The organism is Agrobacterium sp. LMR679, assembly GCF_027157905.1.
Classification (GTDB): Bacteria; Pseudomonadota; Alphaproteobacteria; order Rhizobiales; family Rhizobiaceae; genus Agrobacterium; species Agrobacterium leguminum.
Genome location: NZ_JAPVOJ010000001.1, coordinates 1,592,607 through 1,618,762 on the forward strand (window position 1 = coordinate 1,592,607; position 26,156 = coordinate 1,618,762).

Below are 26,156 nucleotides of genomic sequence, written 5' to 3' on the forward strand. Positions count from 1 at the left end.
TTTCCGGACGTAAAAGAAAGGCAGCTTTTACTGGAAATGTTCTGGAAGGACAAAAGATGGCGAACCTGCCCGAAATGACCAAACACAAGGGATTTCCCTCCGGCATGCCGAGCACGGGCGTCCAGTTCACCATCCGCCGCGCCAACCCCAAAGGGGTAACGCCTATCAAGATGATACCCCGCCGGGCGCGCAACGACACCAAGGAGCATCGCATCGATGCCGCCTTCCTGCACTCGCTCTGGCACCATTTCGGTGCCGAGCCTTTCGAACGCGGCAATCTCGACGCCGCCCGCCTCAACCTGCTCTTCGGCCGCGAGGTCGTGCCGGCGGAGAAGAATTTCGATCCACTTTCCTATCAGGCGATGCTGGTGATTGACGAGCGCGTCGCACGGCAGAACTTCCCGGAATCCTTCGAGAATTTCTTCGAGATTTGAGGGCGGGCGGCGACATTTTTCCTGAGGGGGAGGAGGAGCATGATTGTCGACATACTCCATATGGACCTGCAATGGCTGCGACGCTGGCTGGGGCAACGCCGCGGTGGCAGCGCAGGCAGGGCATCCGGCAGTCGTGATCCGAAGCCAAAGATGACGCCGGAAGCCGCCCGGCTCGATCATCGGCAGATGTTGCGTTTCATGGCGCTCAATGCGGCAGTTGGCGTGCTGATCGGCGTCTGCGTCGGTGCAGCGCTGATCTTTCTCGACATTGGCGGTTTGGGCGCGCGCATCGGCCGCGCCGTAAATCCGGTCGTGCCCGTGCTGCTGGTCGTCATGCCCATTGCATCCCTGTTCGGCGCGGCCGCCACCGCCTCGGCAATCCTGATGATGCCCTATGAAAAGAAATTCCGCGACGACGATGACGATGCGAGGGGAGAATAACCGCATGATCAAGAAAATCCTCATCGCCAATCGCGGCGAGATTGCCTGCCGGGTCATCAAGACGGCGAAGAAGATGGGCATCGCCACTGTCGCAGTCTATTCGGATGCGGATGCCAATGCGCTGCATGTGAGACAAGCGGATGAGGCCGTTCATATCGGCCCGGCCCCCTCGTCGCAGTCCTACATCGTCATCGACAGGATTCTTGAGGCAATCGCGAAGACCGGGGCGGATGCTGTTCATCCCGGCTACGGTTTCCTGTCGGAAAACGCTGCCTTCGCCGAGGCGCTGGAAAAGGCGGGTGTCGTCTTCATCGGTCCGCCTGTTGGCGCCATCAAGGCCATGGGTGACAAGATCACCTCCAAGAAACTGGCCGCGGAAGCGGGTGTTTCCACCGTCCCCGGCCATATGGGGCTGATCGAGGATGCGGATGAGGCGGTGAGGATCGCCTCGCAGATCGGTTATCCCGTCATGATCAAGGCGTCGGCCGGTGGCGGCGGCAAGGGCATGCGCATCGCTTTCAACGATGCCGAGGCGCGCGAGGGTTTCCAGTCCTCGAAAAACGAGGCGAAATCCTCCTTTGGCGATGACCGCATCTTCATCGAGAAATTCGTCACCCAGCCGCGCCATATTGAAATTCAGGTGCTGGGCGACAAGCACGGCAACACACTTTATCTGGGTGAGCGCGAATGCTCGATCCAGCGCCGTAACCAGAAAGTCATCGAGGAAGCGCCATCGCCCTTTCTGGACGAAGCCACTCGCAAAGCCATGGGCGAGCAGGCCGTGGCGCTGGCGAGAGCCGTCGGTTACCATTCGGCCGGCACGGTGGAATTCATCGTCGATGGCGAGAGGAATTTCTACTTTCTGGAAATGAACACCCGTCTGCAGGTGGAGCATCCGGTAACGGAACTCATCACCGGCATCGATCTGGTCGAACAGATGATCCGTGTGGCATCAGGTGAAAAGCTCTCCTTCGGACAGGCGGATGTGAAACTGAACGGCTGGGCGATTGAAAGCCGGCTTTATGCCGAAGACCCCTATCGCAACTTCCTGCCCTCCATCGGCCGGCTGACGCGATATCGCCCGCCGCAGGAAGGTGCGCAGGAAAACGGCACCGTCATCCGCAACGATACCGGCGTGTTCGAAGGCGGCGAAATCTCGATGTATTACGATCCGATGATCGCCAAGCTGTGCGCTCTCGGCAAGGATCGTGAAACCGCCATCGACGCCATGGGGCAGGCGCTGGATCGTTTCGAGGTGGAGGGCATCGGCCACAATCTGCCCTTCCTATCGGCTGTCATGCAGCATGAGCGTTTCCGCGCCGGCCGCCTGACGACGGGTTTTATCGCGGAAGAATTTCCGGAAGGGTTTTCCGGCGTGGAACCGGATGAAGCCGCTGCGCGCCAGCTTTCCGCCATCGCCGCCATCATCCATCAGCGGCTACAGAGCCGCGCAGTCGAAATTTCCGGCACCATCGGAAATCACCGCCGCATCGTCGGTCAGGACTGGGTGGTATCGTTTGGCGCATCCCGTCACAGGGTCAGCGTTGAAACCGGCACGGATGGTACGGCGGTCCGTTTTGAAGAGGGGACGGCGCTCACCGTCGATACCGGATGGCTTCCCGGTCAGAGCCTCGGCCTCTTCACGGTCGCGGGTGAGGTTATCGCCGCCAAGGTCGATCTTGCAGGTGCTGCGATCCGCCTGCGCTGGCGCGGCATGGATATTCGTGCCCATGTGCGCAGCCCGCGTGTGGCGGAACTGGCGTTGCTGATGCCGGAAAAATTGCCGCCGGATACATCGAAACTGCTGCTTTGCCCCATGCCGGGCGTCATCACCGGCATTTCGGTGGGTGAGGGCGATGAGGTGGAGGCCGGGCAGGCGCTGGCAACGGTGGAGGCCATGAAGATGGAAAATATTCTGCGCGCAGAAAAACGCGGCCGCGTTGCCAGAGTGGCGGCAAAACCGGGCGACAGCCTCGCGGTGGATGAAGTGATCCTCGAATTCGAGTGATGGCCGCTGCCGTTTTTCGGGAACGCATGCGGGCCGGAGCTGTTTACGGGGTCGGCCCTGCGGGCGGATCGTTCGATTTTTGTCACGATCACCGGCCACAGTGCTAAAATGAAATGCAGAAGGGGAGAGATGCATGTCGGGTGAAAAAACGGTGCGGGATTGGCTGCAGCTTGCCGAAAAAGAGCTGAAGCGTTCACCGGAAACGCTCGTCTGGCACACGCCCGAAGGCATTGAGGTCAAGCCGCTCTATACCGCTGACGATCTGCAAAAGATTTCCCATCTGGACAGCCTGCCGGGCTTTGCACCTTTCACGCGCGGCCCGCGCGCCACCATGTATGCCGGCCGGCCCTGGACCATACGCCAATATGCCGGTTTTTCCACGGCCGAAGCCTCGAACGCCTTTTACCGCAAGGCGCTCGCCGCCGGTCAGCAGGGCGTTTCGGTTGCCTTCGACCTCGCCACCCACCGCGGTTACGATAGCGATCATCCGCGTGTGGAGGGCGATGTCGGCAAGGCGGGCGTGGCGATCGACAGCGTCGAGGACATGAAAATCCTGTTCGATGGCATTCCGCTCGAAAAAGTCTCGGTGTCGATGACCATGAATGGCGCGGTCATTCCGGTGCTCGCCAGTTTCATCGTTGCGGGGGAAGAGCAGGGTGTGCCCCGCGCCGCCCTTTCCGGCACCATTCAGAACGATATCCTCAAGGAGTTCATGGTCCGCAACACCTATATCTATCCGCCGGAACCTTCGATGCGGATCATTGCCGACATCATCGAATATACGGCGAAGGAGATGCCGAAATTCAATTCCATCTCCATTTCCGGCTATCACATGCAGGAAGCGGGCGCGACGCTTACGCAGGAGCTGGCCTTCACGCTGGCGGATGGCCGCGAATATGTGCGGGCGGCGCTGGCCAAGGGACTGAACGTCGATGATTTCGCCGGCCGCCTGTCGTTCTTTTTCGCCATCGGCATGAATTTCTTCATGGAGGCTGCCAAGCTGCGCGCCGCGCGCCTGCTCTGGTCGCGCATCATGGAGGAGTTCAAGCCGCAGAAGGCGTCGTCGCTGATGCTGCGCACCCATTGCCAGACGTCCGGCGTCTCGCTTCAGGAGCAGGACCCTTATAACAATATCGTCCGCACCGCTTTCGAGGCCATGTCCGCCGTGCTGGGCGGCACGCAGTCGCTGCACACCAATTCCTTCGATGAGGCGATTGCCCTGCCGACGGAGTTTTCCGCCCGCATCGCCCGCAATACCCAGCTTATCCTTCAGCACGAAACCGGCGTCACAAAAGTCGTCGATCCGCTGGCCGGCTCCTATTATGTCGAAAGCCTGACTGACGAACTGGCCGAGAAGGCCTGGGTGCTGATCGAGGAGGTCGAGGCGCTTGGCGGCATGACCAAGGCGGTGGCGGAAGGCTTGCCGAAACGGCTGATCGAAGAGGCGGCAACGCGACGGCAGGCGGCGGTGGACAAGGGCGAGGAGGTTATCGTCGGTGTCAACCGTTACCGTCTCGAAAACGAGGAAGATATCGATGTTCTCGATATCGACAACGCCGCCGTGCGGGCCGCACAAATCCGCCGCATCGAAGAAACGCGCCGCCGCCGCGATGGCAAGGACGTGACCGCCGCTTTGGCCGCACTTTCTCAAGTCGCCCGCAGCGGCAAGGGCAATATTCTCGAAGCCGCCGTTGTCGCCGCCCGCGCCCGCGCCACGGTGGGAGAGATTTCCGATGCGCTGCGTGCGGCCTTCGGCGACCATGCCGCTGTGCCGGAGGTGGTGAGCGATATCTACGGCGAGGCCTATAAGGACGAGCCGGAACTTGCCACGCTCGCCGCCCGGCTTTCCGGTGTGGCTGAAAGGATCGGCACCAAGCCGCGCATCATGGTGGCCAAGCTCGGGCAGGACGGGCATGATCGCGGCGCGAAGGTCATCGCCTCCGCCTTTGGCGATATCGGTTTCGATGTGCTGGCCGGGCCCCTGTTCCAGACACCCGTTGAAGCGGCCGATCTCGCCGTCCAGAACAAGGTGCATGTGGTCGGCATGTCGTCGCTCGCCGCCGGTCACAAGACGCTGGCACCGCAGCTGGTCGAGGCACTGAAACAGAAGGGCGCGGAAGATATCGTCGTCGTGGTCGGCGGCGTCATTCCGCGGCAGGATTATCAGTTCCTGCTCGACCACGGTGTCTCGGCGATTTTCGGCCCCGGCACCAATGTCATGGATGCCGCCAACAAAGTTCTCGACCTGCTGGAAGGCATCCGGCGGAACGCGTGAGGGAAAGACGGCCATGTTCGGAAGATTGAATCACGTCGCCATCGCGGTGCCCGATCTTAATACCGCCATTGCCCGATACAGGGCGCTGGGCGCAGATGTCTCGGAACCGCAGTCGCTACCCGAACACGGCGTGACGGTGGTTTTCATTCAGGCTGAGAATACCAAGATCGAGCTTCTTTATCCGCTCGGCGAAAATTCGCCGATTTCCGCTTTTCTCGAGAGAAATCCGGGCGGCGGCACGCATCATCTCTGCTTTGAAGTGCCTGACATTGTCGCGGCCCGCGACGATCTCGTCAAAAAGGGCGTTCGAATTCTGGGTGATGGCGAGCCGAAGATCGGCGCGCATGGCAATCCCGTTCTTTTCCTGCATCCGAAGGATATGGGCGGCGTGCTCTATGAGCTTGAGCAAGTTTCTCAGACATACGGCTGAAACATAAATCTCCTAGAGCATTTCCAGAAAAAGTGGACCCCGGCTTTCCGTCCGGAAATGCTCCAAGAAGCTGACGTCGTGAAGCACCGCTCACGGCGGCGCTTTCACTTGCGTTTACATGGTTCGTTTATTTTCTTTTGACATTCGTTTTGTTTTCGTTTTTATATAATTGTCTTTCCATAAGGGGTTCCTCCCCTGCATTGTCGCGGAGCCTTCATGTCCGGCGAAAACATTTTCGATCTTTTTGTCATCGGCGGCGGCATCAATGGCTGCGGCATTGCCCGCGATGCCGTCGGCAGGGGTTATTCCGTGGCGCTTGCGGAAAAAGGCGATTTCGCTTCCGGCACCTCTTCCGCCGCCACCAAGCTCATCCATGGCGGCCTGCGGTATCTCGAACATTACGAGTTTCGTCTGGTGCGCGAAGCGCTGATGGAGCGGGAAATTCTCTGGGCCATGGCCCCGCATGTCATCTGGCCCATGCGTTTCGTTCTGCCCATCCAGAAAGGCGGCGTGCGCCCGGCCTGGATGGTGCGGCTCGGCCTGTTTCTTTATGACAATCTCGGCGGCCGCAAGCTTCTGCCGGCGACCCGCACGCTCGATCTTCGCAAGGACCCGGCGGGTAAGCCGCTGAAGCCGGCTTTCGCCAGAGCTTTCGAATATTCCGATGGCTGGGTGGATGATGCCCGTTTCGTGGTCCTCAACGCGCGCGATGCGGCCAATCGCGGCGCGACGATCATGAACCGCACGAGGGTCGTCTCCGCACGGCGTGAAGGCGAGCTGTGGCTCATCGAGACGCTGGACGAAAAAACCGGACGGGCGGCGATGCACAGGGCGCGCATGCTGGTGAATGCCGCCGGTCCCTGGGTGGACAAGGTGCTTTCCGGCGTCTTCGGCCGCAACGACGTGCACAATGTCCGGCTCGTGCAGGGCAGCCATATCATCGTGCGCAGGAAGTTTTCCGACCCGCGCGCCTATTTCTTCCAGAACCCGGATAACCGCATCATCTTCGCCATTCCCTATGAGCGCGATTTCACGCTGATCGGCACCACGGACCGCGATTACAAGGGCGATCCGGCCAGGGTTCGCATCTCCGAGGAGGAGATTTCCTATCTCTGCAACGCGGCCAGCGACTATTTCAGCGAACCGGTCCGGCCGGAAGATATCGTCTGGACCTATTCCGGCGTGCGGCCGCTTTTTGATGACGGCGCTTCGAAAGCACAGGAGGCGACACGCGATTATGTGCTGAAGGTTGAAGAGGACGAGGGGAAAGCTCCGCTCCTCAATATTTTCGGGGCAAGCTCACCACCTATCGGCGGCTGGCGGAACATGCGCTGGAAAAGATCGGTGCGGCGATTGGCGAAAAGGGCAAGCCGTGGACGGCGGGTTCCCACCTGCCGGGCGGCGATTTCGGCGCTGCGAGATATGAGACGCAGGTGCGGGCGCTCGTCTCCCGTTATCCCTTCCTTGACGGACGCCATGCGGAGCGGCTTGTCAGAAACTATGGCACCAAGGCGGCGGAACTGTTAGGCAGCGCCACCGATGTCTCTGGCCTCGGCCCGCATTTCGGCGGCACGCTTTATGAATGCGAGGTGCGCTGGCTGGTGGAGCACGAATGGGCCTGCGCGGCCGAGGACATTCTCTGGCGGCGCACGAAACAGGGCCTGCGCCTGAACAAGGACGAGGCTGCCGGTCTTGATGACTTCGTGGCTGTGCTGACGGGCGGCGGGCAAAAGGCCGAAGCCGTGGCGGCGCGGGCCTGAAAATCCGCCGGTTGCCCCGTCAGCTCCGGGAACTCTTCGCCGGCCTCTCCGGGCCGTCAGCGCTCAGGATATAGTCGTCGGCGGCTGAAAGGGCGTGTTCCATATGCCCTTCGAACACCAGTTCCGGCTCGCTGGGCGCTATGGCGATTTTCGGCATGCCGCCGAAACGCACCGCTTGCGATTGCGCCAGACCGTCGCGCAGGCCGCTTTCCAGAAGATCGAAATAGCGGGTGCCGGGGCCAGTGATGAAGACCGGCATATGGCCATGCAGGCTGAAGAGGCGTGAAAGGCCGTTGCCGAGCGCAAGTCCGGCGGTGCGGAAGGCGAACCGCGCCATGCGGGCGCCGGTGCGGGCCGAGGCGGCGATCTTGTCCACCTCGGCGATCGGTACGAATTTCGCCGGTTCCGCCTGCGGCGGGGCTTCGAAAGCAGAACGAAGGATGGCGTAAAACCCGGAATAGGCCTCAATGCAGCCTTTGGTGCCGCAACGGCACAGTGCGCCGTCGGCCAGGTGCAGCATATGGCCGAAATTGGGGGCGCTGACATCGATTGCGCCGCCCGTCGAGCGGGCGATGCCAAGGCCGATGCTGTGGCCGAGCGACAGGGTGACGAGGGCCTCCGGTGCCGGATTTTCTTTTGCCTGCTCCCGCATCCAGATGGCTTTTGCGGCCAGCAGCGTCTCGTTGTTCAGCGTCACACGGATGCGGCCGTCCCCGGAAACCAGCCGCTGGAAATCGATCCTTTCGTCACCGAGAACCGGCGACCAGACAAGCGTTGCAGCTGCTGCATCCACCAGTCCCTTGCTGCTGATCGAGACCTGGAGGATATCGTGCCGGTCGATGCGCGAGCGATCGGCAAGTCTTGCGAGGCCGGCGAGGATCGCGCCGCCGAATGTGCCTTTTTCAGCCGCAATCCTCTGTTCGGTGAAGCGGTCCACCAGCTTGCCGGAATAATCGACCAGTGAATATTGCACGCTGTCGGAAGAGATGATGACGATGGCGACATGGCAGAAAGCGCCGCGCGGGCCGAAGAGAATGCGTGGCCGGCCGCGGCCGGCAGTGGCGAGCTGCTCTTTCCGCAGAATGAGACCGGCCCGCTCAAGCTCGGTGGTGATGGCGGAGACTGTTGCGGAGGCAAGCCCGGTGAAAGACGACATGTCGGTATGGGAAAGGCTGCCATGCAGGCGCAGCGCCGCCATCACCGACAGGCTGTTTTTCTGGCGCACCAGTTCCGTACTTGCAATGGCGGACATGGGCTGGGGCATGCTCCCTGAACGGCCTTTTTCCTGTCGTGCTGATCCACTCTGATGGCGCATGCCAGAGCGAAGATCAAGGCACCCGGATGCTGCCCGCAGCCGTTGTTGACAGCATGGGGAATCTCTGACATTAATTTTCTCGACTGTCGAGAAAATTGTGAAACCACAGAGACCGGCAGCTTTTTCCGGGCGTTTTTCCTGCATGGAGGTGTGGGGCTTCGCCCTTACCGGGAGGACATCATGAATTCTTTTGCCAAGCTTTTGGCGGGTACAGCCGTACTCGTTTCCCTGCATACCGCGGCTATCGCGGCCGATCTCGTCGTCGGCGTTTCCTGGTCGAATTTCCAGGAAGAACGCTGGAAAACGGATGAGGCGGCCATCAAGGCAGCGCTCGACAAGGCCGGCGCGAAATACATCTCCGCCGATGCGCAATCATCCGCCGCAAAGCAGCTGACCGACGTGGAATCGCTGATCTCGCAGGGCGCCAATGCGCTGATCATTCTGGCGCAGGACAGCGACGCGATCGGTCCGGCCGTTGAAAAGGCCGTTGCCGAGGGTATTCCGGTCGTGGGTTATGACCGTCTGATCGAAAACCAGAACGCCTTCTACATCACCTTCGATAACAAGGAAGTCGGCCGTCTGCAGGCTGCCGAAGTCTTCAAGGTGAAGCCCGAAGGCAATTACGTCTTCATCAAGGGCTCTTCTTCCGACCCGAATGCGGACTTCCTGTTCGCCGGCCAGCAGGAAGTGCTGAAGGCGGCCATTGACGGCGGCAAGATCAAGAATGTCGGCGAAGCCTATACGGATGGCTGGAAGCCGGAAAATGCCCAGAAGAACATGGAACAGTTCCTGACCAAGAATAACAACAAGGTCGATGCGGTCGTCGCCTCGAATGACGGCACGGCCGGCGGTGCAATCGCCGCTCTCGCCGCGCAGGGCATGGCCGGTTCGGTTCCCGTTTCCGGTCAGGATGCCGATTTCGCGGCGCTGAACCGCGTCGCGCTCGGCACGCAGACGGTGTCGGTCTGGAAGGACAGCCGTGAACTCGGCAAGGAAGCGGCCGGCATCGCGCTGGAACTGGCCGGCGGCAAGAAGATGACCGAGATCAAGGGTGTCTCCACCTTTGAAGGCGGTCCGAAAAAAGTGAAGATGCAGTCGGTCTTCCTCAAGCCTATCGCCATCACGAAGGACAATCTGAACGTCGTCATCGACGCCGGCTGGATCAAGAAGGAAACGGCCTGCCAGGGTGTGAAGGCCGGAACCGTCAAAGCCTGCGATTGATCGAATAGGTCCCGGTTCGGGCGCTGCGCCATGGTTCATGGCGCGGCGCCTTTAGAGCATTTCCAGGAAAAGTGGGCCCCGGTTTTCCGTTCGGAAATGTGCCAGAACAAAGCGTTGGAGCGTTTTCGCGATTCAGGGAAAAGCGAAAACGCTCCAAGATGTAAGGAGCACCGGCAGTTCATGGCCGATATGACCCAATCCAATTCCACAACGTCGCAAAAGACGGAAAAAGCAGGCTCGATAACGCGCTTCATCAACGCCACCGAGCTGGATACCAGACTGCTCGGCATGGTCGGTGCGCTTCTTCTGATCTGGATCGGATTCCATATCCTGTCCGGCGGGCTGTTCCTGACGCCGCGAAACCTCTGGAACCTTTCCGTGCAGACCGCGTCCGTGGCCGTCATGGCGACCGGCATGGTGCTCGTCATCGTCACCCGCAATATCGACCTTTCGGTCGGGTCGATCCTCGGTTTTTCCGGCATGATCATGGGTGTCATGCAGGCGGAAATCCTGCCGCAGATCCTCGGCTTCGAACATTGGGCGACATGGATCGTCACGCTTATGGTCGGCATTCTCGTCGGTGGTGGCATCGGCATGTTGCAGGGCTCCATCATCGCCTTCCTGAACGTGCCGTCCTTCATCGTCACGCTTGGCGGCCTGCTCGTCTGGCGCGGCGGCACCTGGTTCATCACCAGCGGTCGCACCGTGGCGCCGATGGATTCCACCTTCCGTCTGATGGGCGGCGGCACCAGCGGCTCGATCGGCGCGACATGGAGCTGGATCGCCGCCGTCATCGCCTGCGTCGCCATCATTGCGGCCATCCTGAATTCCCGCCACCAGCGCCGCCGTTTCGGCTTTCCGCTGCGGCCCGTCTGGGCGGAGTATTTTCTGGCCGCGCTCGGCTGCCTTGTCGTCATCGGTTTCGTGGCGGTGGTCAACAGCTACCCATGGCCGGTCAACATCGCCCGCAACTATGCCGATGCCAATGGTATCGCCTGGCCTGAAGGCGGTCTGTTCATTTCGCACGGCATCGCCATTCCGGTGCTGATGGCGCTTGCCGTCGGTGCGGTCATGACCTTCATCGCCACACGGCTGCGTTTCGGGCGTTATGTCTTCGCCATTGGCGGCAATCCGGAAGCGGCGGAACTCGCCGGCATCAAGACCCGCTGGGTCACGGTGAAGATCTTCACGCTGATGGGCGTTCTTTGCGCCATCGCCGCGGCCATCTCGACCGCCCGCCTCAACGCGGCCACCAACGCCCAGGGCGAGCTGGACGAGCTTTACACCATCGCGGCGGCCGTCATCGGCGGCACCTCGCTTGCCGGCGGTGTCGGAACCATAGCGGGCGCGATGCTCGGCGCGCTCGTCATGCAGTCGCTGCAATCCGGCATGGTGCTGGTGGGCATCGATACGCCCTTCCAGCGCATCGTCGTCGGTGTGGTCCTGGTCGTCGCCGTCTGGCTCGACACCATCTACCGCGCCCGCGCCAAGTAAGAACCGAGGAGAACTCCTATGACGGACCAAGTCACGCCCCTCGTGGAAATGCGCAATATTTCCATTTCCTTCGGCGGTATCCATGCGGTGGAAAACGCCTCTGTCGATCTTTTCCCCGGTGAGGTGGTCGCTCTTCTCGGCCACAACGGCGCGGGCAAATCGACCCTTATCAAAATTCTCTCCGGCGCTTACCGGCGCGATGGTGGCGATATTCTCATCAATGGCGAGGATGCCGATATCCGCAATCCCCGCGATGCCAAGAAATACGGCATCGAGACCATCTACCAGACACTGGCCGTGGCCGATAATGTCGATGCGGCGGCCAATCTTTATCTCGGCCGCGAGCTGAAGACGAAATGGGGCACGCTTGACGATGTCGCCATGGAAGCCTCGGCTCGCGAGGTGATGGGGCGTCTCAACCCTAATTTCCGGCGGTTCAAGGAACCGGTGAAGGCACTGTCCGGCGGCCAGCGGCAGTCCGTCGCCATCGCCCGCGCCATTCTGTTCGATGCCCGCATCCTCATCATGGACGAGCCGACGGCAGCACTCGGGCCGCAGGAAACGGCGCAGGTGGGCGATCTCGTCAAGGAGCTGAAACGGCAGGGCATTGGCATCTTCCTCATCAGCCACGATATTCACGATGTCTTCGATCTGGCCGACAGGGTCTTCGTGATGAAGAACGGCAAGGTGGTGGGCCATGCCCGCACGCAGGATGTCACCAAGGACGAGGTGCTTGGCATGATCATTCTGGGCAAGGTGCCGGCCGGTGCGGTGCCGGGGCCGGGTGCGGTCGCGCTCTGAATTTAGTGAAATAAAGATATAAAGATTTCTTTATGTCTATTGACATCGTGACGCCCGTGGTGAGAAATGCGGGTGTCATGGTTCTCCGGGCTTGTTTGTTCGATCCCGGAGCTAAGAGGGAATCCGGTGCGCCGACGATCGGCAAGACCGGAGCTGCCCCCGCAACTGTAAGCGGCGAGCCTTTATCCAACACGTCACTGGGGTAAACCTCGGGAAGACGGACAAAGGCGACGACCCGTAAGCCAGGAGACCTGCCAGGACAAAATAACGTCCACGGGCGGGGTGTCCCGGTGGTTGCTGCAATGGTCCGGCACAGGCCGGGCCTGCACGCGTCCGCTTTACCCATGCCCCCACAACCAAATGGGGTATGACAATGCCAGACAAGACAATTCCAGTCGCATCGCTCGGTTTTCCGAGGATCGGACGCCATCGCGAACTGAAGTTCGCGCTTGAAGGCTTCTGGTCCGGCAAGATTTCCGAGACGGAACTGCTCGAAACCGCCGCCCGGCTGCGTGCCGAAAACTGGGCGTTCCAGCTTGAGAAGGGGATTACTCATATCCCTTCCAACGATTTCTCCCTTTACGATCATGTCCTCGATACGGCCGTGATGGTGGGCGCCATTCCATCCCTCTATGGATGGGCGGGTGGAGATGTTTCCCTCTCCACCTATTTCGCCATGGCGCGCGGCAGCCAGAGCGAAGGGCACGCAGGCTGCGGCCATGGGCATGAAGGACATTCTCATCATGGTCAGGGCGTTCCGGCGCTGGAAATGACCAAATGGTTCGACACCAACTATCACTACATGGTGCCGGAGGTTTCAGAGGATCAGCATTTTGTGCTCACCTCGCAAAAGCCGGTCGACCACTTCCTTGAGGCGAAGGCGCTCGGCATCCATACGCGTCCGGTCATTCTCGGCCCGGTCACGTTCCTGAAGCTCGCCAAGGCGCGCGAGGCAGCCTTCAAGCCTCTCGATCTGCTGGCGAGACTGCTGCCCGTCTATGAAGAGCTGCTGCGTCGCCTGCGCGCGGCCGGTGCTGACTGGGTGCAGATCGATGAGCCGGTCGCCGTGCTGGACCTTTCCGAAGGGGAGCGTCACGCGCTGGCTGTGGCCTATCGCGCTTTGTCGAAGGCCGCGCCGGATCTGAAAATCCTGCTCGCCACCTATTTCGGTGGGCTTGAGGACAATCTCGAAGCCGTCGCAGCGCTTCCGGTCGCGGGCCTTCATATCGATCTGGTGCGAGCGTCCGATGCGCTGGAGACGGTGTTGAAGGCGTTGCCGGAAAATCGCGTCCTGTCGCTGGGCGTCATCAACGGCCGCAACATCTGGCGCGCTGATCTCGCTGCAATCATTACCCGATTGGAACCGGTAATCGCGGCACGCGGTGCGGCGGCGTTTCAGATTGCGCCTTCCTGCTCGCTGCTGCATGTCCCGGTCGATCTCGAACTGGAAACCGGCCTCGATGCCGATCTGAAAAGCTGGCTTTCCTTCGCCACCCAGAAACTCGGCGAACTTGCCACGCTTGGCAGGGCTCTCGGTGAGGGCAAGGCTGCTATCGCGGCGGAACTGGAGGCTGCCTCGAAGGCCGTTGCCGCGCGTGCATCCTCGCCGAAGGTAACGGACGCCGCCGTGCAGAAGCGTATTGCGACGATTGGCGAGGCTGACAGAAAGCGGGTGAGCCCGTTTGCCGAGCGGCAGAAAGTGCAATCGCAGGCCATTGCGCTGCCGCTTTTCCCGACGACGACCATCGGCTCCTTCCCGCAGACGCCGGAGGTGCGCAAGGCCAGATCGGCGCATGCGAAGGGCGCTCTGACCGATGCGCAATATGAAAAATTCCTGCAGAAGGAAACCGAAGCGACCATTCGCTGGCAGGAGGAAATCGGTCTCGACGTTCTTGTGCATGGCGAGTTCGAGCGCAATGACATGGTGCAATATTTCGGCGAACAGCTTTCCGGTTTCGCTTTCACCCAGCATGCCTGGGTGCAGAGTTACGGTTCGCGTTACGTGCGTCCACCCATCATCTTCGGCGATGTGTCGCGCCCGAAAGCGATGACGGTTCGGTGGTGGGAATATTCCCAGTCGCTCACCGACAAACCCGTCAAGGGCATGCTGACCGGGCCGGTGACGATCCTCAACTGGTCCTTCGTCCGCGACGATATCGCCAGAAGCCTGACATGCCGCCAGATCGCGCTTGCCATCCGTGACGAAGTCAACGATCTCGAAGCGGCCGGTGCGCAGATGATCCAGATCGATGAGGCAGCTCTTCGTGAAGGACTGCCGCTTCGGCACCGGGACTGGCAGGATTATCTCGGCTGGGCGGTGGAGTGCTTCCGCATTGGCTCCAGCGGCGTGGGCGACCGCACACAGGTTCACACCCATATGTGCTATTCCGAATTCAACCAGATCATCGATGCCATTGCTGCAATGGACGCCGACGTGATCTCCATCGAGACCTCGCGTTCGAAGATGGAGTTGCTGGATGCGTTTCGGACCTACAAATACCCGAACCAGATCGGTCCCGGCGTTTACGACATCCATTCGCCCCGCGTACCGGCGGTTGGTGAAATGGTCGATCTTCTGGCACTGGCGCGAGAGCGGCTTGACGACCGGCAGCTCTGGATCAATCCGGATTGCGGCCTGAAGACGCGTAAATGGGAAGAGGTGAGGCCGGCCCTGGTCAACATGGTCGCTGCCGCTGCCGAGCTCCGCCGCGCGGTGCTTTGATATGAATGGAGGCCCGGCAAAACCGGGCCTCCATCATGGCTTCCGCCGGGAAAATGTGGGGGAGGGCATATGAATGCCTCTCCGGGAGGATGGAGCCAGCCGGACAGGCAGATGAACGTTTCCGGGCTTACGACTGGAGATCGGTGTGGAAACGCTCAATCCCGGCGGATTTACGCCGTCGCGAAAGCGCTCAATGCAGGTCGGCCTGTGCGAAGGCGCCGACATTCAGCTCTGCGCTTACCGGCGGCAGACCCTGCTGATTGATGTCCTGGGCCAGCGACAACAATGCCATTTCCAGGAAATAGGTCGACATGCCCAGTTCCAGAGATTTCGAGCGCTGGCAAAGATAGGAAACCATCCGCCCGAGCGCCAGAATCTCGTCTGCATTGTCCTGTTCAAGTATAGCTGTGTTAGACGCCGCCATGATTCCCTCTCGACAGTCGACAGTATGAAAACGCGATGATGTTGCGTTGTTCATTTTCGACCACATCGAGCGTCACGCGAGCGTCACACCTGCGTCAATCGTCGTTTTTGTCCGCCGGCGCGGCGGCATTTTCCGCCGCTTCAGTCGCGGCGAGCGATGTCACGAGAGCGACGATGCTTCTGCGCACGGCGGCGCTCTTGATGCGCGAAAAGGCCTGGTTGAGCGAAAAGCCCTCATTCGAAGCCACGAAGGTCTGCATGGCGTTGATCGTGCCAAGGGCCGGATTGGCCGGGTCGCCATCGGGCGTGGCATTGGCGAACAGGGAGCTGACCTCAACGCCGAGAATCGACGCAATGGCCTGCAGACGGGACGCGCCGACACGATTGGCGCCCTTTTCATACTTCTGGACCTGCTGGAAGGTGATGCCCAATCGCCCGGCCAGCGCACTCTGGCTCATGCCGAGCGACTTGCGGCGCATTCTGATTTGTGCGCCGACATGGACGTCGATCGGGCTGGGTAGTTTGGCGTGCATTACAAATTCCTCCGGTTGAGGTTCTTAAATCCGATGATTATCAATTAATATTGTTGAAGGTATACATTCAACACAATTTCCACGGGTATTATGACGCTTTATTGACGAAATTGCACGATTTTTCGTTCATAATCGCGTGTCCGGGCCGCGATTTATTATTTTTGTTGCACAACGCAACGCCCCGTTGCGGCTGGAAAGATGGCTCCATCCGGCCACGCCGATGGCCTGAAAGCCGATTCTGTCCCAAATTTTTCGGTTCATTGCATCGAATTCCTCAAGCGACTCGGTATCGCCGAAATACGGAATCCAGACGAATGGCCGTTTCTGACCGGAACGTATGACATTTTCAAGAAGGACATTGTTGTAAAGTCTGGGCAGGCATTTGTTGGTGTCGATTGTCGGCGAAAGCGGGATGGGATTTCGTTCGATCGCAAAGCCCTGCCGCGCGAGCCAAAGTGCCGAGGCGTCCAGTTTTCGTTTCAGCTCGGTTGCGGCGCGGGCGTTGCATCCGCCATGCGCGACGGGGTCGGCAACGAGCAATAGCGGCCGGCCGCTGCTTCTCAGACCGGTGACGGAAACGAACTGGTCAACGTGGAAGCCGCATTGGTGCATTTTTTTGCCGGCAATTTCCGCTCCGCAAGTTTCCGTTGCTGAAAAATCGGCAGAGGCCGGGACTTTGCCGAGATCTTCCGGCCGGTATCCGAAACTGAAGATGCTTCTGCCGTCGAGAGCCTGAATCTTTCGCCACCGCTGCGAAGGGATGGCCGCATCCCTTCCGATCCCCCTGTCATCATTCAGGCTGGACTGGCCCACCAGCCGAAAATCCGGGCCGACAAGCTGGTTGCCCCCTGCCAAGGCGACATCCGAATGCGTGGTTGCCGCTCCCAGATATTCGGCCAGGCTGACGCCTATGGCCTTCTCCGCCACCAGGACGAATTCTGTCGCGGGATCAACCGCACGCACATGGAACATGTCCTGTATCCATGGATGCGAAACGCTGTCGTTTCCCGCAAGGGGCATTAGCTCGGTGCTGCAGGAGGCTGGCAGGCTGCCGAGCCAGTCTCGTGCTGACCCCAGACTGGCACGATCGATCAGGATAACGGCGGTGATATCCGCAGGCAGGGCCGAGAGCAGATTTCCGATTGGAACGAGCGGTGCAACAATGTCGGCGGCCCTGTTTTCCGCAAAAAAAGAGGCGGGTAATGCGAGCGCAATCGTGCGGATCAGCCCGCCGCAATCGGGCATCAGAGGCAGGGGCCGGATGGCGCTCAAGACGTTTTGTCTCCTGCCGCCCGCCTTGCGGCCAATTGCTGGAAAAACATCGTATTCTGAAGTTTCCATGATGGCGGCGGTGGGGATGGCAACGTTTCGCCCGTAAGCATTGCCAGAAGCCTCATCGCATCGTTTCTTTTGACGGAAATCGCATTGGCCGCGAGGAAATTTGCCGTCTGGGAGCCGAGGCCCGCTTCCGCGGCGATGGCGCGCCATGTCCTGCGGGTAAAATGCAGATTGTTGGCTGCGCGGGTGAGCGCGTCATATTCCTCTGGAGCGACCGTATCGTGACAGGCGGCAAGTGTCGCCTCGGCATCGACCAGCGCGATTGTCAGCGGGCGGTAATCGAGCGCGCCGGGTGCATGGCTCACCGCCACATCGGCATCGGAAAAACGCTGCCCGTCGCGATAGGCCTCGAAAATCTCGCCGATGCCGATCATGCCGAAGGAGGCGCATTCCGCCGCCCGGAGCGCGCCCATGCTGGCGGCGCCGAAAACGCTGACGCCGCTCGACAATGCCCACAGAATTTCCTTGTGCCAGACGGCGGCGCAATCGCCGTAAAGTCCGTCGATCAGCCCGATTGTTCCGACGCCTTGCCGAACCGCATCGAAAATATCGCCGCAGGCGGCCGGACCGCGAAGATCGAGACCGGATATATGTTCGCCTGCGATGCCGTGGATGGACGGGCCTGCAAAAACCACCGGCTTCATCCGAGACCTCCGACGGTCAGCAGGTGATCGAGAGTGCGCTGCGAGATGTGTTGCAGGCCGCCGCCGGCCGGGGCAAGGCCGCTTGCCAGAACCCGCACGACGTGCAGACCGGATACCTCCGTTTCCAGCGGAAAGACATAGATATCCTCGATCCCGCCGGCGAACAGGTGCGTCGCAAGCTGACGCCATGGCGGCGAAGACGCGGCGTCATGTATAAGATCGAGATTGGCGGGCACCCTTTCCATCGGCTGCACGCCGGGGGTCGAAGACCCGGCCGCAACCATATCCCGCTGGTAGCGGAGAGGGGAAAGGTCGTCCCTCGCGCCGCTGATATCCGTCAATCGCGACTGGATCGCCTCCAGCAAGGCTGCAATCGCAGCGCCATGGATATCAGGCCGGCAGGCAGCCCCCGCGGCGCTGCGGGTGGCTGGCCCGTCCTGCGCCTGAAGCGACCGGGGCAGGCTCGCCATCACCACCGGCACGCCAAGCCCATTCGTCATGTCGAAGAAGGACGGCGGCAGGCCGATATCCGACAGATGCTGAACAAGACCGTCGAAGGAAGGATCGACGCCCGCCGGAATGAGGACCGGTCGCGGCGCGATGGCGCGCGTCTCGAAAGTATCGACGAGAAAGCAGGCATCGTTTTCAATGAGTTCGAGCAGGGCATGGAGGACCGCATGGTCATGGTCGAACCCCGCTGCCAGCCCCTGGGAACTCATGCGGAAGGCCTGCCGGTCCCATGGGAAATCCACCCGGAAATCCATGCCGACGAGTTCGTAAGGTGCAAAAACCTGCCCCTGCCGGCGAATGGATGTGCCCTTCACCCAGGCGCGTTCTTTTCGCGGATCGAGCGCGTCGCAATCGACCCTGCCGACGGTTTCGAAGGGAATGAGAGGAGTTCCCTCGTCCCGCATCTCCTGAATGGAGCTGAAGGCGGCGATATGTTTGCGGGTTTCTTCGGCAACCGCGCCTTCGATCGCCTCCATGATCGCCGATAGACGGGCCTGTTCCGCGACAAGCCCCTTGCCCTGCGAGACCGACAGCCCGCGCGAATTGGGCCGGGCCGCGAACCAGACGGGAATACCGATAATATCGAGGCCGGTTACGTCGCCGACACGGGTAATCCCGAACCGCCGAAGCAGTCCGGGATCGAAGAACGAAGCGTCGACATGCCTTGAAGCCGCTATCGCTGATATGGGAGCACCGGCGCCGGTCAAGGCTGCGAGACCGCGATCAGGGCGCCGTGTTGCTGTCGTCGGCAAGGATGGCGTCGAACAGCTCGCCGGTGACGGAGCCGGCCGGACCGACCGCCTTCAAGGCCGCTTCGATCGGCGCCTGTACCATGCGGTTGAAATCCCAGCCGGCGTCGTTCACTTCGCCGATAAAGGCGAAATCGGCTTCGGAAACCACGGCGCCGCCGGAGACGAGGGCTTCGATGCCCTGAATCTGAACCTGGTCCAGTTCCGCTTCCGGCTGACCGTTCTGGCGAACGAGCATGGACTTTGCGGCGGCCGCTACGCGGGCATAACCATCCACGCCGGGATGGCTGGCTTCATAGGCGGCAATCGTCTCATGCGACACGGACGCAACCCTGAGCGGCGCCGTGCGAATGAAGAGAACGCCGAAACCCTTTTTTCCGACAATGAAGAAATGCGAGGACATAGTATCTCCTATTTGATCCCAGCTAATCGAAGTGCGTGATAGAATTTTTCATTCGCTATCGGGTCCCGGTCTGGAGACAGGCTGCTGATCTCCCTCGCCGTCATACCCGGATAGTTTTCCTGAAGCCTGTTGCCGGATTCCCGGGCAGAGGCCAGATCGCCATGCAGCGCGTGGCTTGCGGTGAGGACGCGCAGCGCAGGCTCGTCATTTTCCATCCGCCCGCACAGTTCCACCGCCGTGCCGTAATCCTCGCGCTTGAACGCGATGCTGGCGCCGGCCCACCAGTAGATGTCGGGCGCCAGCGGATTGAGGTCGATGGCCTGCTGAAACTTCTCCCAGGCGATTTCCGCATCGCCGAAATGAGCGAGCGCATCGGCATGCTGGAGCAGGAGGTCGGCCGAATTCGGCGCCAGCGCCTCCGCCTCGAAGAATTTTTCGGCGGAGATGTCGAAGTCCCGCTGGTAGAGCGCCACCACCGCGCACATCCAGTGGCCCACGCCGAGGGCGGGGTCGATCTCGACGGACGAATCGGCCTCCGCCTTGGCGCGGTGCAGGAGATGGGGGTCGTTGCCGCCCAGCATCAGCCATTCCAGCTGCAGGCTCTGTGCCACGCGGGCGCGGGCAACCGCCATGCTGTGGTCGAGATCGACCGCCTTGCGGAACATCGAACGGGCTCTTCTGAGAAGCGGCAGATCGCACTTGCCGCGCAGAAGCTGCTGGCCTTCCAGCAATTGCCGGTAGGCCTCGCCGCTATGGTTGCGGTCGGGCTCCACCTGAAGCCGCTCGATTTCGCGGGCAAGCGCCGCCGCCACCTGTTTGGAGAGCAGCCGGAAGGCGGCGTGGATATGCCGCTCAGTCAGGACCGCTTCCAGTGACCAGACGATTTCACCGCTTGCATCCTCGATCAGCGCAACCGACATGCGGGCTTCGTCGAACACGGTCGAAATGATGCGGTAATCCGCCCGCAGCATGGCGTAGCCGTCATCGGCCCGGTCATGCGCCAGCGCAAAGGTGCTGTGTGGCGAAAGGACGGTGAAGGTTCGGTATCGGACAAGGCTGTTGGCGACATCCTCGACGAAGGCATGCATGACCGGCGAGACCGGCTGCCCGTCGACGCGTGCCGGGCGGACGAACGCGACACGCGGTTTTGCCATCGATTTGCGGCGACTGCCTTCTTCCGGTTCGGCGGGGGCCGTTATCGTGGCGGCCAGACTTTGTATTCTCCGCCTTAGCGCCACGGTTTCCGCTTCCGGCGAACGACCCTCCTGACGAAGCTGTTCCATCAGGAGCTGGTACATGCCCTCGCAGGCGCTGATATTTCCGATCCGCGCATAGGCCGCCATGGCGGCGCGGTAGGTTTCTTCGCGCTCCGGTTCGATCTTGCAGGCGCATTCGGCAAGTCTGGCGATGTCGTTCGAGCTGGCGCGGCCGAACCGCGTCAATTCCTCCAGAAGCTGGGTGTAGCTCGAAAAGAACAGGTCCCTGAGACGGCGGCGCTCCGAAAGCAGCCAGAGATAAAGATGGTCCTGCCCGGCCTCCAGCCCCTCCAGCAACTCGCCGCCGAATTCGAGCAGCGCATTGAGCCGCCGCATCGGGTCTTCGGCCCTTGCGCCGGCAAGGAAGATGGCAAGGTCGGTGCGCTGCGCCAGCTTGCCGGCCTTCAGGTCGTTTCCTTCGGTCAGAAGGATGGCATCGTCCTCATTGGGCAGTTTCTGCAGGCGGAGAATGAGCTGCCGCAAATTGCCGAGAGCTCTTTTCTGCTCGACATTTTCCCACAGCAGCGATGCGGCATGCTGGCGGGAAAGGGACTGGTTCGGCGCAAGGATGAGGGCGGCGGTGAGGGCGAAGCCCTTGGACGGAAAAAATGCCTCCCGCACCGCATCACAGCGCGGGGTGCCAAAAAGCCGGATCGGTATCAGTTCAACGTTCCCAGCCACTTTCGTCCCCTCATGAATCATCATCTAACAACGTGTCCGGGAAATTGAAAGTCATCATAGCGTTCCATTTGACGCTGGTGTGACGCGGCCTGCCTATTGTCGCAGACAGAAGCATGAATGACGGGTGGAAAACAGCGGACATGCGACGGGCAGGCATCGGGAATTTTCGACAGTGATAGCGTTTAACGGAAGCTACATGGCCTTCGAGCCGCGTATCGAGCCTTACCAGCGTGCCGACGATGTCGGTTATGCGGTCAGTGAATTCATGTGGTTCAAGGGCCGTCCGTTCTATCCGGTCTCGGCGCTGGTCCATGCGAAGGTCGCGCATGCCAGGCTGTCGGCGGAAAAGGGCGACGACGAGGACGAGGATAATCTCGATATTCTCTTTCGTATGCCGCTGGTGGCGGGCGGGCACTTTTTCGAGATCGTGCTGCGTTCGAATGAGGGAACGTCCTACGGCGGCTGGGTGTGGGGAGAAGAACTGGAAATCCTGAATGAATTCGTCAACGGCTATCGCGTTCTGGCGGGGAAGTTCGACGACAGGCTCATCCGGTTCGAATATTCCAGGCGGTTTCAGCGCTACCGGACGATTGAGCCGCTGCCGGTGGAAAAATCCGTCTTCCTGATCCAGCGGGAGGCAAAACCTTATGCGGGCAGGCGTGGTCTGCCGGGCGTTCCGGTAGCCTGATTGCGGGGGGCGCCCTTTGGGTCAACGGGCGGAAGGCATGGAGGCGCGTATTGCGGCATGTCCGGTAAAGCGCGGCTTTATCGGAAGTCACCCGGGAATATTTTTATTTTTATTGTGTGGAACATTATGATGCCCAATAGAGGTAAAGTGCGTAACAGGGGGATGTCATCGCAGCTTGTGGCGGTGGATTGCCTTTCCGGCGACGATACGCTTTCCGATGCGGAGAGCGTTGAGGACGAGCCGCGCCCGCTTCTGCGCAGCGACAGGCTCTACGTTGTCAGCGAGCCCGTTTCCCAGACATTGCCCACATCCGCCGTCGGCGATGATCGAGCCGGAAAAGAGGCGTCGGGCAGGACCGAGATTAGAAACAGGGTTGTCGATGCCGATATCAGGGCCGCAAAATGGGCCTGGGCTATATTGGCCATCGCGCATTGCTGGCTGATTTATTTCATGGTGCACAATCTCGGCTAGCAGCTCCCGCCGGAAGACATCCGGTTTCAGCCCGCTGCTGCGCAGAACCATCGCCGCAATTTGGGGCTATTTCGCCGTTTGAGCGGACCCGAGCGTCCGCAACGTGACCCTCCGACAGCCTCCCGCGCATTTCTTCATGCTGCCGCCTGTCCAGCCGCGAAGGCCCGTTCTCCCTGCTGTTTGCCTGCGGAAATGTCATAAAGCTGTAAATGAAGAAACTTAATTGAGTGATCGGTTTCAACGGAAACGGATCACCATGTCCCGGTCGCTTTTTACCAAAACGGCGGCGACCTCGGACTTTCTTACGACATCGCATCGCCCGGGATAGACGACGTCAATATCGACCGCCCGGACCTGTTTGAAGTGGCGTCGCATGTGCGGCGTCCGAACTCCCATGACCTTTCTAGCCCTGGAGATGACGAAGTGAGCAATCTTATAGGTACCGGCTTCAACGCCGGCTCGGATGATGGCGAACTGGCCACCCTCGAAAACGATCTGCGCGCGCTTGCCGAAATTGGTTGCGATACCGTGGAAATCGCCGCAACAAGCCTCGACATGATCGCCGGCGGCCGGATCATCGAGGAGCGCGCCGACCGTTTCGTGTCGCTCGCAAAGCAGTTCGACTTCCGCTACACCGTGCATGGTCTCGTCTCTTCGAATTTCATGGATCCGGTGACATGCCGTTACCAGATCGATGCGGCCAAGGCGCTCGCCGTTCTATGCGACCGTATCGGCGCGGGCATCCTCGTCCAGCATGGCGGTGCCCTGCGTGCCGACCAGATCGCCGAACGGGCCGATGCCGACAGCCGCGAGCGGGAAGCGCTTTTCGAACTGGCGGAATTCTGCAGGCCCTATGGCGTGCGCATCGCCCTTGAGAATATCTTCTCCACCGAACCCGGCCAGTATCGCCAGACGCCGGCCGAAGTGGCAGCGACCGTGAAGGCTGTTGGTCACGACAATCTCGTTGCGTTGATCGACTTCAGCCATGCCTATCTCGAATCCACCTATCGTGGCCTCGATTTCCGCGATGAGCTTCGCGCCATGGCGCCGGTTGCCAGCCATCTGCATGTGCACGATTCCTTCGGTCGCCCGCAGGGCTTCTATCAGCCGTATTTTCCTCAGGAAAATACGGCGCTCGGCATCGGCGATCTGCACATGCCGCTCGGCTGGGGCGATATCGACTGGCAGGACATCTTCTCGGAACTTTCCTTCCTGCCCGATACCGTGCTGATGATGGAAATCGGCCGCCGTTATCGCGCCGAGCAGCCGGCAAGCCTCGAAACGGCGCGGCATCTGATCTCGCTAAATAGCGCCCGCCCCCAGCTCGCGGCCGAGTGATGGGCCTGAACGAGGCGTAAGCCGACGGGTTGATGTTTGAAACACCGGCAGTCCCGATGCGACTGCCGGTGTTTTAATTCATGCTGCCCAGTCGGAGAGCGAATAGGCCCTGATATAATCGATCATCATCTGAGAGCCGTCGCTGAAATCAGCGTCCGATGGCGTTCCCGCCGTGCCGCCGACGGCAAGGTTGACGACCATATACATGGGGTCATGCATATCATCGGGCGTATCCGTCTGCGCCACGGCGACATCGTCGAAATACCAGGTTATGTGCTCGGCATCCCACAACAGGCCGTAAGTGTGAAACCCTTCGGTGCTCGGCACGCTGACATTGTTGATGACCGAGGTCTGTTCACCGGTGGCGTTGGAGTGGGCGGACATGATGAGCGTATTGGGGTTCTGACCGCGCATTTCGATGACATCGAGTTCAGGCGGCCAGGAGCCGTCTTCGGGCAGGAGCCAGAAGGCAGGCCAGGCGCCCCGGTCGGTCGGCATATCGGCGCGGATTTCGAAATAGCCATAGGTCTGGCTGAAGGAGGAATAGGTGTTCAGCATCCCCGAGGTATAATCATAACCTTCGACCTCGTCGGCAATCGATTGCGGGGTCTCCTCGGCGGTAATGGTCAGGACGCCGTTTCCGACGCTGAAAGGGTTGACCTCCGACGTGCCGGCATAGGCCGGGTTGATATACCATTGCGCTTCGCCATTCGTCGTCAGCGAGCTTCCCTTTTCCGGCGCCCACCAATATTTGGCGTCCCAGATGCCCTGATCGCCGCTGCGCAGCGAGAGTGTATCGAATTCATCGGCAAAGGTCTGGGTGAGGGACGATCGGTCGAGGCTGAGTTCGAACTGGTCGGCCTGAAGGTCGTCCATGGTCGTTCCAGCAAGAACGATGGCCTCGCCATTCGAAAAATTGAGCCACAGGTCGCTGCCTTGCTGCGTGGCGCTGCCGACAAGCTGATCGAAAGATGTGATGCCGTAGCCATTGAGCCGGATCGTGTCATTGGCGCTGAAATCCGTGATGAGATCGGTGCCGTTGCCGCTCGTGAAAACAAAGGTGTCGGCCCCGCCGCCGCCGATCAGCACGTCGTTGCCGGCCCCGCCATCGATCGTCTGGCTGCCCGATCCGCCGGTGATGATATTGTCGAGCGAATTGCCGAAGGCATAACGCCCGTCACCCGTTACCCGCAAATTCTCGAAATTGTCGGGCAGGGTGTAACTCATCCAGGTATCGATGGTGTCGATACCTTCCCCGGCATTTTCGGCGGCGCGATTGATGCTCGAATAGAGATAATAAATATCGTCGCCCGTGCCGCCCGCCATGGTCACGTTGACGGAACTGTCGCCCCACATGGAATCATTGCCTGCAGTGCCGGTGAGCAGCGGGCCGGAACCCGTGGCGGAGAAAAATCCCGTGGAACTGCCGCTGTAATAGAGTGTGTCTCCAAGCGCATTCACTACTGTCCGGGCCATGAACCGTCTCCTGTCCGTTAGCGTTGGTGTCTCACTCCTCCTGCTGCACACCCTAACAGGGCAAAAAGCCTCCTGTTAGGCCGAAATATGAGGGGTATGTTCCGTTGCGGTTGCATTCAGCTGTTGAACGGGCGCGTTGTCATGACCCGCTTCCGCCTGTTACATGTCCGTTTTTGAACCGGCGCGGCGCGGTCTTGCCGTGCCCCTGCGGGCGATGGCAGGATTGGGGCATATCGGGAATGGAGTGTCAGGATTGAGTGTAGCCTTTACCAAGGAAGACAGTGCGGAAACCGCAGCCGAAACCGTTCTGCCGGATCGGGTAATCTCGCCGCATCCCAATCTGGTAACGCAGTCCGGGCTGAGGGCGCTGGAAGAGCAGTTGCGGGCGGCGCGCGAAGCCTGCGAGGCGGCCAATGCCATTGAAGACATCAATGAAAGACGACGCATTTCCGCCAGCCCGCTACGCGATCTGCGATATTTCTCCGAGCGGGTTCGCACCGCGCAATTGATGCCTGATCCGCCAGCGGATGGCGTCGTCATTTTCGGCAGCCTGGTGAAGTTCAGCCGCGATGACGGGCGAACGCAACGGTTCCGGATCGTCGGCGAAGATGAGGCTGATCCCGCTGCGGGAACGATGTCCTATGTCTCCCCGGTTGCAAGGGTGCTGATGGGAAAAGCGGCGGGCGATCTCGTCAGTTTGGGCGGGAGGGAGATCGAGATCGTCGATGTCGCCTGAAGCGTCCCG

At 60.5% G+C, this 26,156-nt stretch carries 22 protein-coding genes, 1 pseudogene and 1 riboswitch; of the genes and pseudogenes, 14 read left to right on the forward strand and 9 right to left on the reverse strand.

Annotated features, from left to right (window positions below; translation table 11 throughout):
- The first annotated feature begins 56 nt into the window (after positions 1-56).
- The 6 genes and pseudogenes from O3W47_RS07510 (at position 57) to O3W47_RS07535 (ending at position 7,348) form a co-directional block, all read left to right on the forward strand.
- Positions 57-434: a hypothetical protein gene (locus tag O3W47_RS07510; RefSeq protein WP_003520841.1), complete on the forward strand. Its 378-nt coding sequence runs from the start codon at positions 57-59 to the stop codon at positions 432-434.
- A 39-nt stretch (positions 435-473) separates the two neighbouring features.
- Positions 474-875 (forward strand): hypothetical protein, encoded by a 402-nt coding sequence (locus O3W47_RS07515; protein WP_269313368.1) that lies wholly within the window; start codon positions 474-476, stop codon positions 873-875.
- Positions 876-879: 4 nt separating this feature from the next.
- Positions 880-2,883, forward strand: coding sequence for an acetyl-CoA carboxylase biotin carboxylase subunit (locus O3W47_RS07520; RefSeq protein ID WP_269313369.1), 2,004 nt, complete (start codon positions 880-882; stop codon positions 2,881-2,883).
- A 133-nt stretch (positions 2,884-3,016) separates the two neighbouring features.
- Positions 3,017-5,158 carry a methylmalonyl-CoA mutase gene (gene scpA / locus O3W47_RS07525; RefSeq protein ID WP_269313370.1) on the forward strand — a complete coding sequence of 714 codons (2,142 nt, stop codon included), beginning with the start codon at positions 3,017-3,019 and terminating at the stop codon, positions 5,156-5,158.
- A gap of 13 nt (positions 5,159-5,171) precedes the next feature.
- Positions 5,172-5,588, forward strand: a complete 417-nt coding sequence (mce, locus tag O3W47_RS07530; protein WP_269313371.1) for a methylmalonyl-CoA epimerase — start codon at positions 5,172-5,174, stop codon at positions 5,586-5,588.
- A 216-nt stretch (positions 5,589-5,804) separates the two neighbouring features.
- Positions 5,805-7,348, forward strand: a pseudogene (locus tag O3W47_RS07535) (glycerol-3-phosphate dehydrogenase).
- A gap of 19 nt (positions 7,349-7,367) precedes the next feature.
- Here O3W47_RS07535 and O3W47_RS07540 read toward each other — a convergent pair.
- Positions 7,368-8,600 (reverse strand): ROK family transcriptional regulator, encoded by a 1,233-nt coding sequence (locus tag O3W47_RS07540; RefSeq protein ID WP_269313372.1) that lies wholly within the window; start codon positions 8,598-8,600, stop codon positions 7,368-7,370.
- A 243-nt stretch (positions 8,601-8,843) separates the two neighbouring features.
- On the opposite strand from O3W47_RS07540, the gene xylF reads away from it, so the two are divergent.
- From xylF to metE, 4 genes are all read left to right on the forward strand, one after another.
- Complete coding sequence (gene xylF, locus O3W47_RS07545) at positions 8,844-9,884, forward strand: D-xylose ABC transporter substrate-binding protein (protein ID WP_137453769.1); 1,041 nt, start codon at positions 8,844-8,846, stop codon at positions 9,882-9,884.
- 180 nt (positions 9,885-10,064) lie between these two features.
- The gene (locus O3W47_RS07550) at positions 10,065-11,378 is read left to right on the forward strand and encodes a sugar ABC transporter permease (protein WP_080820974.1); all 1,314 of its coding nucleotides are present in this window, start codon (positions 10,065-10,067) and stop codon (positions 11,376-11,378) included.
- A gap of 18 nt (positions 11,379-11,396) precedes the next feature.
- Complete coding sequence (locus O3W47_RS07555) at positions 11,397-12,179, forward strand: ATP-binding cassette domain-containing protein (protein WP_059753655.1); 783 nt, start codon at positions 11,397-11,399, stop codon at positions 12,177-12,179.
- Between the two features lie 61 nt (positions 12,180-12,240).
- A riboswitch (cobalamin riboswitch) is annotated at positions 12,241-12,452 on the forward strand.
- A 100-nt stretch (positions 12,453-12,552) separates the two neighbouring features.
- Positions 12,553-14,901, forward strand: a complete 2,349-nt coding sequence (gene metE, locus O3W47_RS07560) for a 5-methyltetrahydropteroyltriglutamate--homocysteine S-methyltransferase (protein WP_269313373.1) — start codon at positions 12,553-12,555, stop codon at positions 14,899-14,901.
- A gap of 190 nt (positions 14,902-15,091) precedes the next feature.
- On the opposite strand, the gene O3W47_RS07565 is transcribed toward metE, so the two are convergent.
- From O3W47_RS07565 to O3W47_RS07595, 7 genes are all read right to left on the reverse strand, one after another.
- Positions 15,092-15,325, reverse strand: a complete 234-nt coding sequence (locus O3W47_RS07565) for a hypothetical protein (protein WP_269313374.1) — start codon at positions 15,323-15,325, stop codon at positions 15,092-15,094.
- A gap of 94 nt (positions 15,326-15,419) precedes the next feature.
- Positions 15,420-15,857, reverse strand: a complete 438-nt coding sequence (locus O3W47_RS07570; protein WP_003520859.1) for a helix-turn-helix domain-containing protein — start codon at positions 15,855-15,857, stop codon at positions 15,420-15,422.
- A 126-nt stretch (positions 15,858-15,983) separates the two neighbouring features.
- Positions 15,984-17,129, reverse strand: coding sequence for a hypothetical protein (locus O3W47_RS07575; protein WP_269313375.1), 1,146 nt, complete (start codon positions 17,127-17,129; stop codon positions 15,984-15,986).
- A complete protein-coding gene (locus O3W47_RS07580; protein WP_269313376.1) occupies positions 17,126-17,839 on the reverse strand; it encodes a TfuA-like protein in 714 nt (237 codons plus the stop codon). Before O3W47_RS07580 ends, O3W47_RS07575 begins: the two co-directional genes overlap by 4 nt.
- Positions 17,836-19,035, reverse strand: coding sequence for a YcaO-like family protein (locus O3W47_RS07585; protein ID WP_269313724.1), 1,200 nt, complete (start codon positions 19,033-19,035; stop codon positions 17,836-17,838). The genes O3W47_RS07580 and O3W47_RS07585 overlap by 4 nt, the downstream gene beginning before the upstream one ends.
- Positions 19,036-19,072: 37 nt before the next feature.
- Complete coding sequence (locus O3W47_RS07590; protein WP_003520863.1) at positions 19,073-19,501, reverse strand: hypothetical protein; 429 nt, start codon at positions 19,499-19,501, stop codon at positions 19,073-19,075.
- 8 nt (positions 19,502-19,509) lie between these two features.
- The gene (locus tag O3W47_RS07595) at positions 19,510-21,462 is read right to left on the reverse strand and encodes a BTAD domain-containing putative transcriptional regulator (protein ID WP_170985933.1); all 1,953 of its coding nucleotides are present in this window, start codon (positions 21,460-21,462) and stop codon (positions 19,510-19,512) included.
- Positions 21,463-21,634: 172 nt separating this feature from the next.
- Between O3W47_RS07595 and O3W47_RS07600 the strand changes: the two genes are divergently transcribed.
- The 3 genes from O3W47_RS07600 to O3W47_RS07610 all read left to right on the forward strand — a co-directional run bounded on the left by O3W47_RS07600 (position 21,635) and on the right by O3W47_RS07610 (position 23,935).
- A complete protein-coding gene (locus O3W47_RS07600; protein WP_003520865.1) occupies positions 21,635-22,126 on the forward strand; it encodes a hypothetical protein in 492 nt (163 codons plus the stop codon).
- 162 nt (positions 22,127-22,288) lie between these two features.
- Positions 22,289-22,597, forward strand: a complete 309-nt coding sequence (locus O3W47_RS07605) for a hypothetical protein (protein WP_236774886.1) — start codon at positions 22,289-22,291, stop codon at positions 22,595-22,597.
- A 423-nt stretch (positions 22,598-23,020) separates the two neighbouring features.
- Positions 23,021-23,935: a TIM barrel protein gene (locus tag O3W47_RS07610; RefSeq protein ID WP_269313377.1), complete on the forward strand. Its 915-nt coding sequence runs from the start codon at positions 23,021-23,023 to the stop codon at positions 23,933-23,935.
- 78 nt (positions 23,936-24,013) lie between these two features.
- On the opposite strand, the gene O3W47_RS07615 is transcribed toward O3W47_RS07610, so the two are convergent.
- Positions 24,014-25,411, reverse strand: a complete 1,398-nt coding sequence (locus O3W47_RS07615) for a family 16 glycosylhydrolase (RefSeq protein ID WP_269313378.1) — start codon at positions 25,409-25,411, stop codon at positions 24,014-24,016.
- Positions 25,412-25,664: 253 nt separating this feature from the next.
- On the opposite strand from O3W47_RS07615, the gene greA reads away from it, so the two are divergent.
- Positions 25,665-26,147 (forward strand): transcription elongation factor GreA, encoded by a 483-nt coding sequence (greA, locus tag O3W47_RS07620; protein WP_269313379.1) that lies wholly within the window; start codon positions 25,665-25,667, stop codon positions 26,145-26,147.
- The last annotated feature ends 9 nt before the right edge of the window (positions 26,148-26,156 follow it).

Bases quoted from the DNA above. Each gene is read 5' to 3' on its own strand.
- O3W47_RS07555 (WP_059753655.1), top strand. From the start codon at position 11,397: ATGACGGACCAAGTCACGCCCCTCGTGGAAATGCGCAATATTTCCATT.
- xylF (WP_137453769.1), top strand. From the start codon at position 8,844: ATGAATTCTTTTGCCAAGCTTTTGGCGGGTACAGCCGTACTCGTTTCC.
- O3W47_RS07520 (WP_269313369.1), top strand. From the start codon at position 880: ATGATCAAGAAAATCCTCATCGCCAATCGCGGCGAGATTGCCTGCCGG.
- O3W47_RS07550 (WP_080820974.1), top strand. From the start codon at position 10,065: ATGGCCGATATGACCCAATCCAATTCCACAACGTCGCAAAAGACGGAA.
- O3W47_RS07605 (WP_236774886.1), top strand. From the start codon at position 22,289: ATGTCATCGCAGCTTGTGGCGGTGGATTGCCTTTCCGGCGACGATACG.
- O3W47_RS07580 (WP_269313376.1), bottom strand. From the start codon at position 17,839: ATGAAGCCGGTGGTTTTTGCAGGCCCGTCCATCCACGGCATCGCAGGC.
- O3W47_RS07600 (WP_003520865.1), top strand. From the start codon at position 21,635: ATGGCCTTCGAGCCGCGTATCGAGCCTTACCAGCGTGCCGACGATGTC.
- scpA (WP_269313370.1), top strand. From the start codon at position 3,017: ATGTCGGGTGAAAAAACGGTGCGGGATTGGCTGCAGCTTGCCGAAAAA.
- O3W47_RS07515 (WP_269313368.1), top strand. From the start codon at position 474: ATGATTGTCGACATACTCCATATGGACCTGCAATGGCTGCGACGCTGG.
- O3W47_RS07565 (WP_269313374.1), bottom strand. From the start codon at position 15,325: ATGGCGGCGTCTAACACAGCTATACTTGAACAGGACAATGCAGACGAG.
- metE (WP_269313373.1), top strand. From the start codon at position 12,553: ATGCCAGACAAGACAATTCCAGTCGCATCGCTCGGTTTTCCGAGGATC.
- mce (WP_269313371.1), top strand. From the start codon at position 5,172: ATGTTCGGAAGATTGAATCACGTCGCCATCGCGGTGCCCGATCTTAAT.
- O3W47_RS07595 (WP_170985933.1), bottom strand. From the start codon at position 21,462: ATGATGATTCATGAGGGGACGAAAGTGGCTGGGAACGTTGAACTGATA.
- O3W47_RS07615 (WP_269313378.1), bottom strand. From the start codon at position 25,411: ATGGCCCGGACAGTAGTGAATGCGCTTGGAGACACACTCTATTACAGC.
- O3W47_RS07540 (WP_269313372.1), bottom strand. From the start codon at position 8,600: ATGTCCGCCATTGCAAGTACGGAACTGGTGCGCCAGAAAAACAGCCTG.
- O3W47_RS07570 (WP_003520859.1), bottom strand. From the start codon at position 15,857: ATGCACGCCAAACTACCCAGCCCGATCGACGTCCATGTCGGCGCACAA.
- O3W47_RS07510 (WP_003520841.1), top strand. From the start codon at position 57: ATGGCGAACCTGCCCGAAATGACCAAACACAAGGGATTTCCCTCCGGC.
- O3W47_RS07590 (WP_003520863.1), bottom strand. From the start codon at position 19,501: ATGTCCTCGCATTTCTTCATTGTCGGAAAAAAGGGTTTCGGCGTTCTC.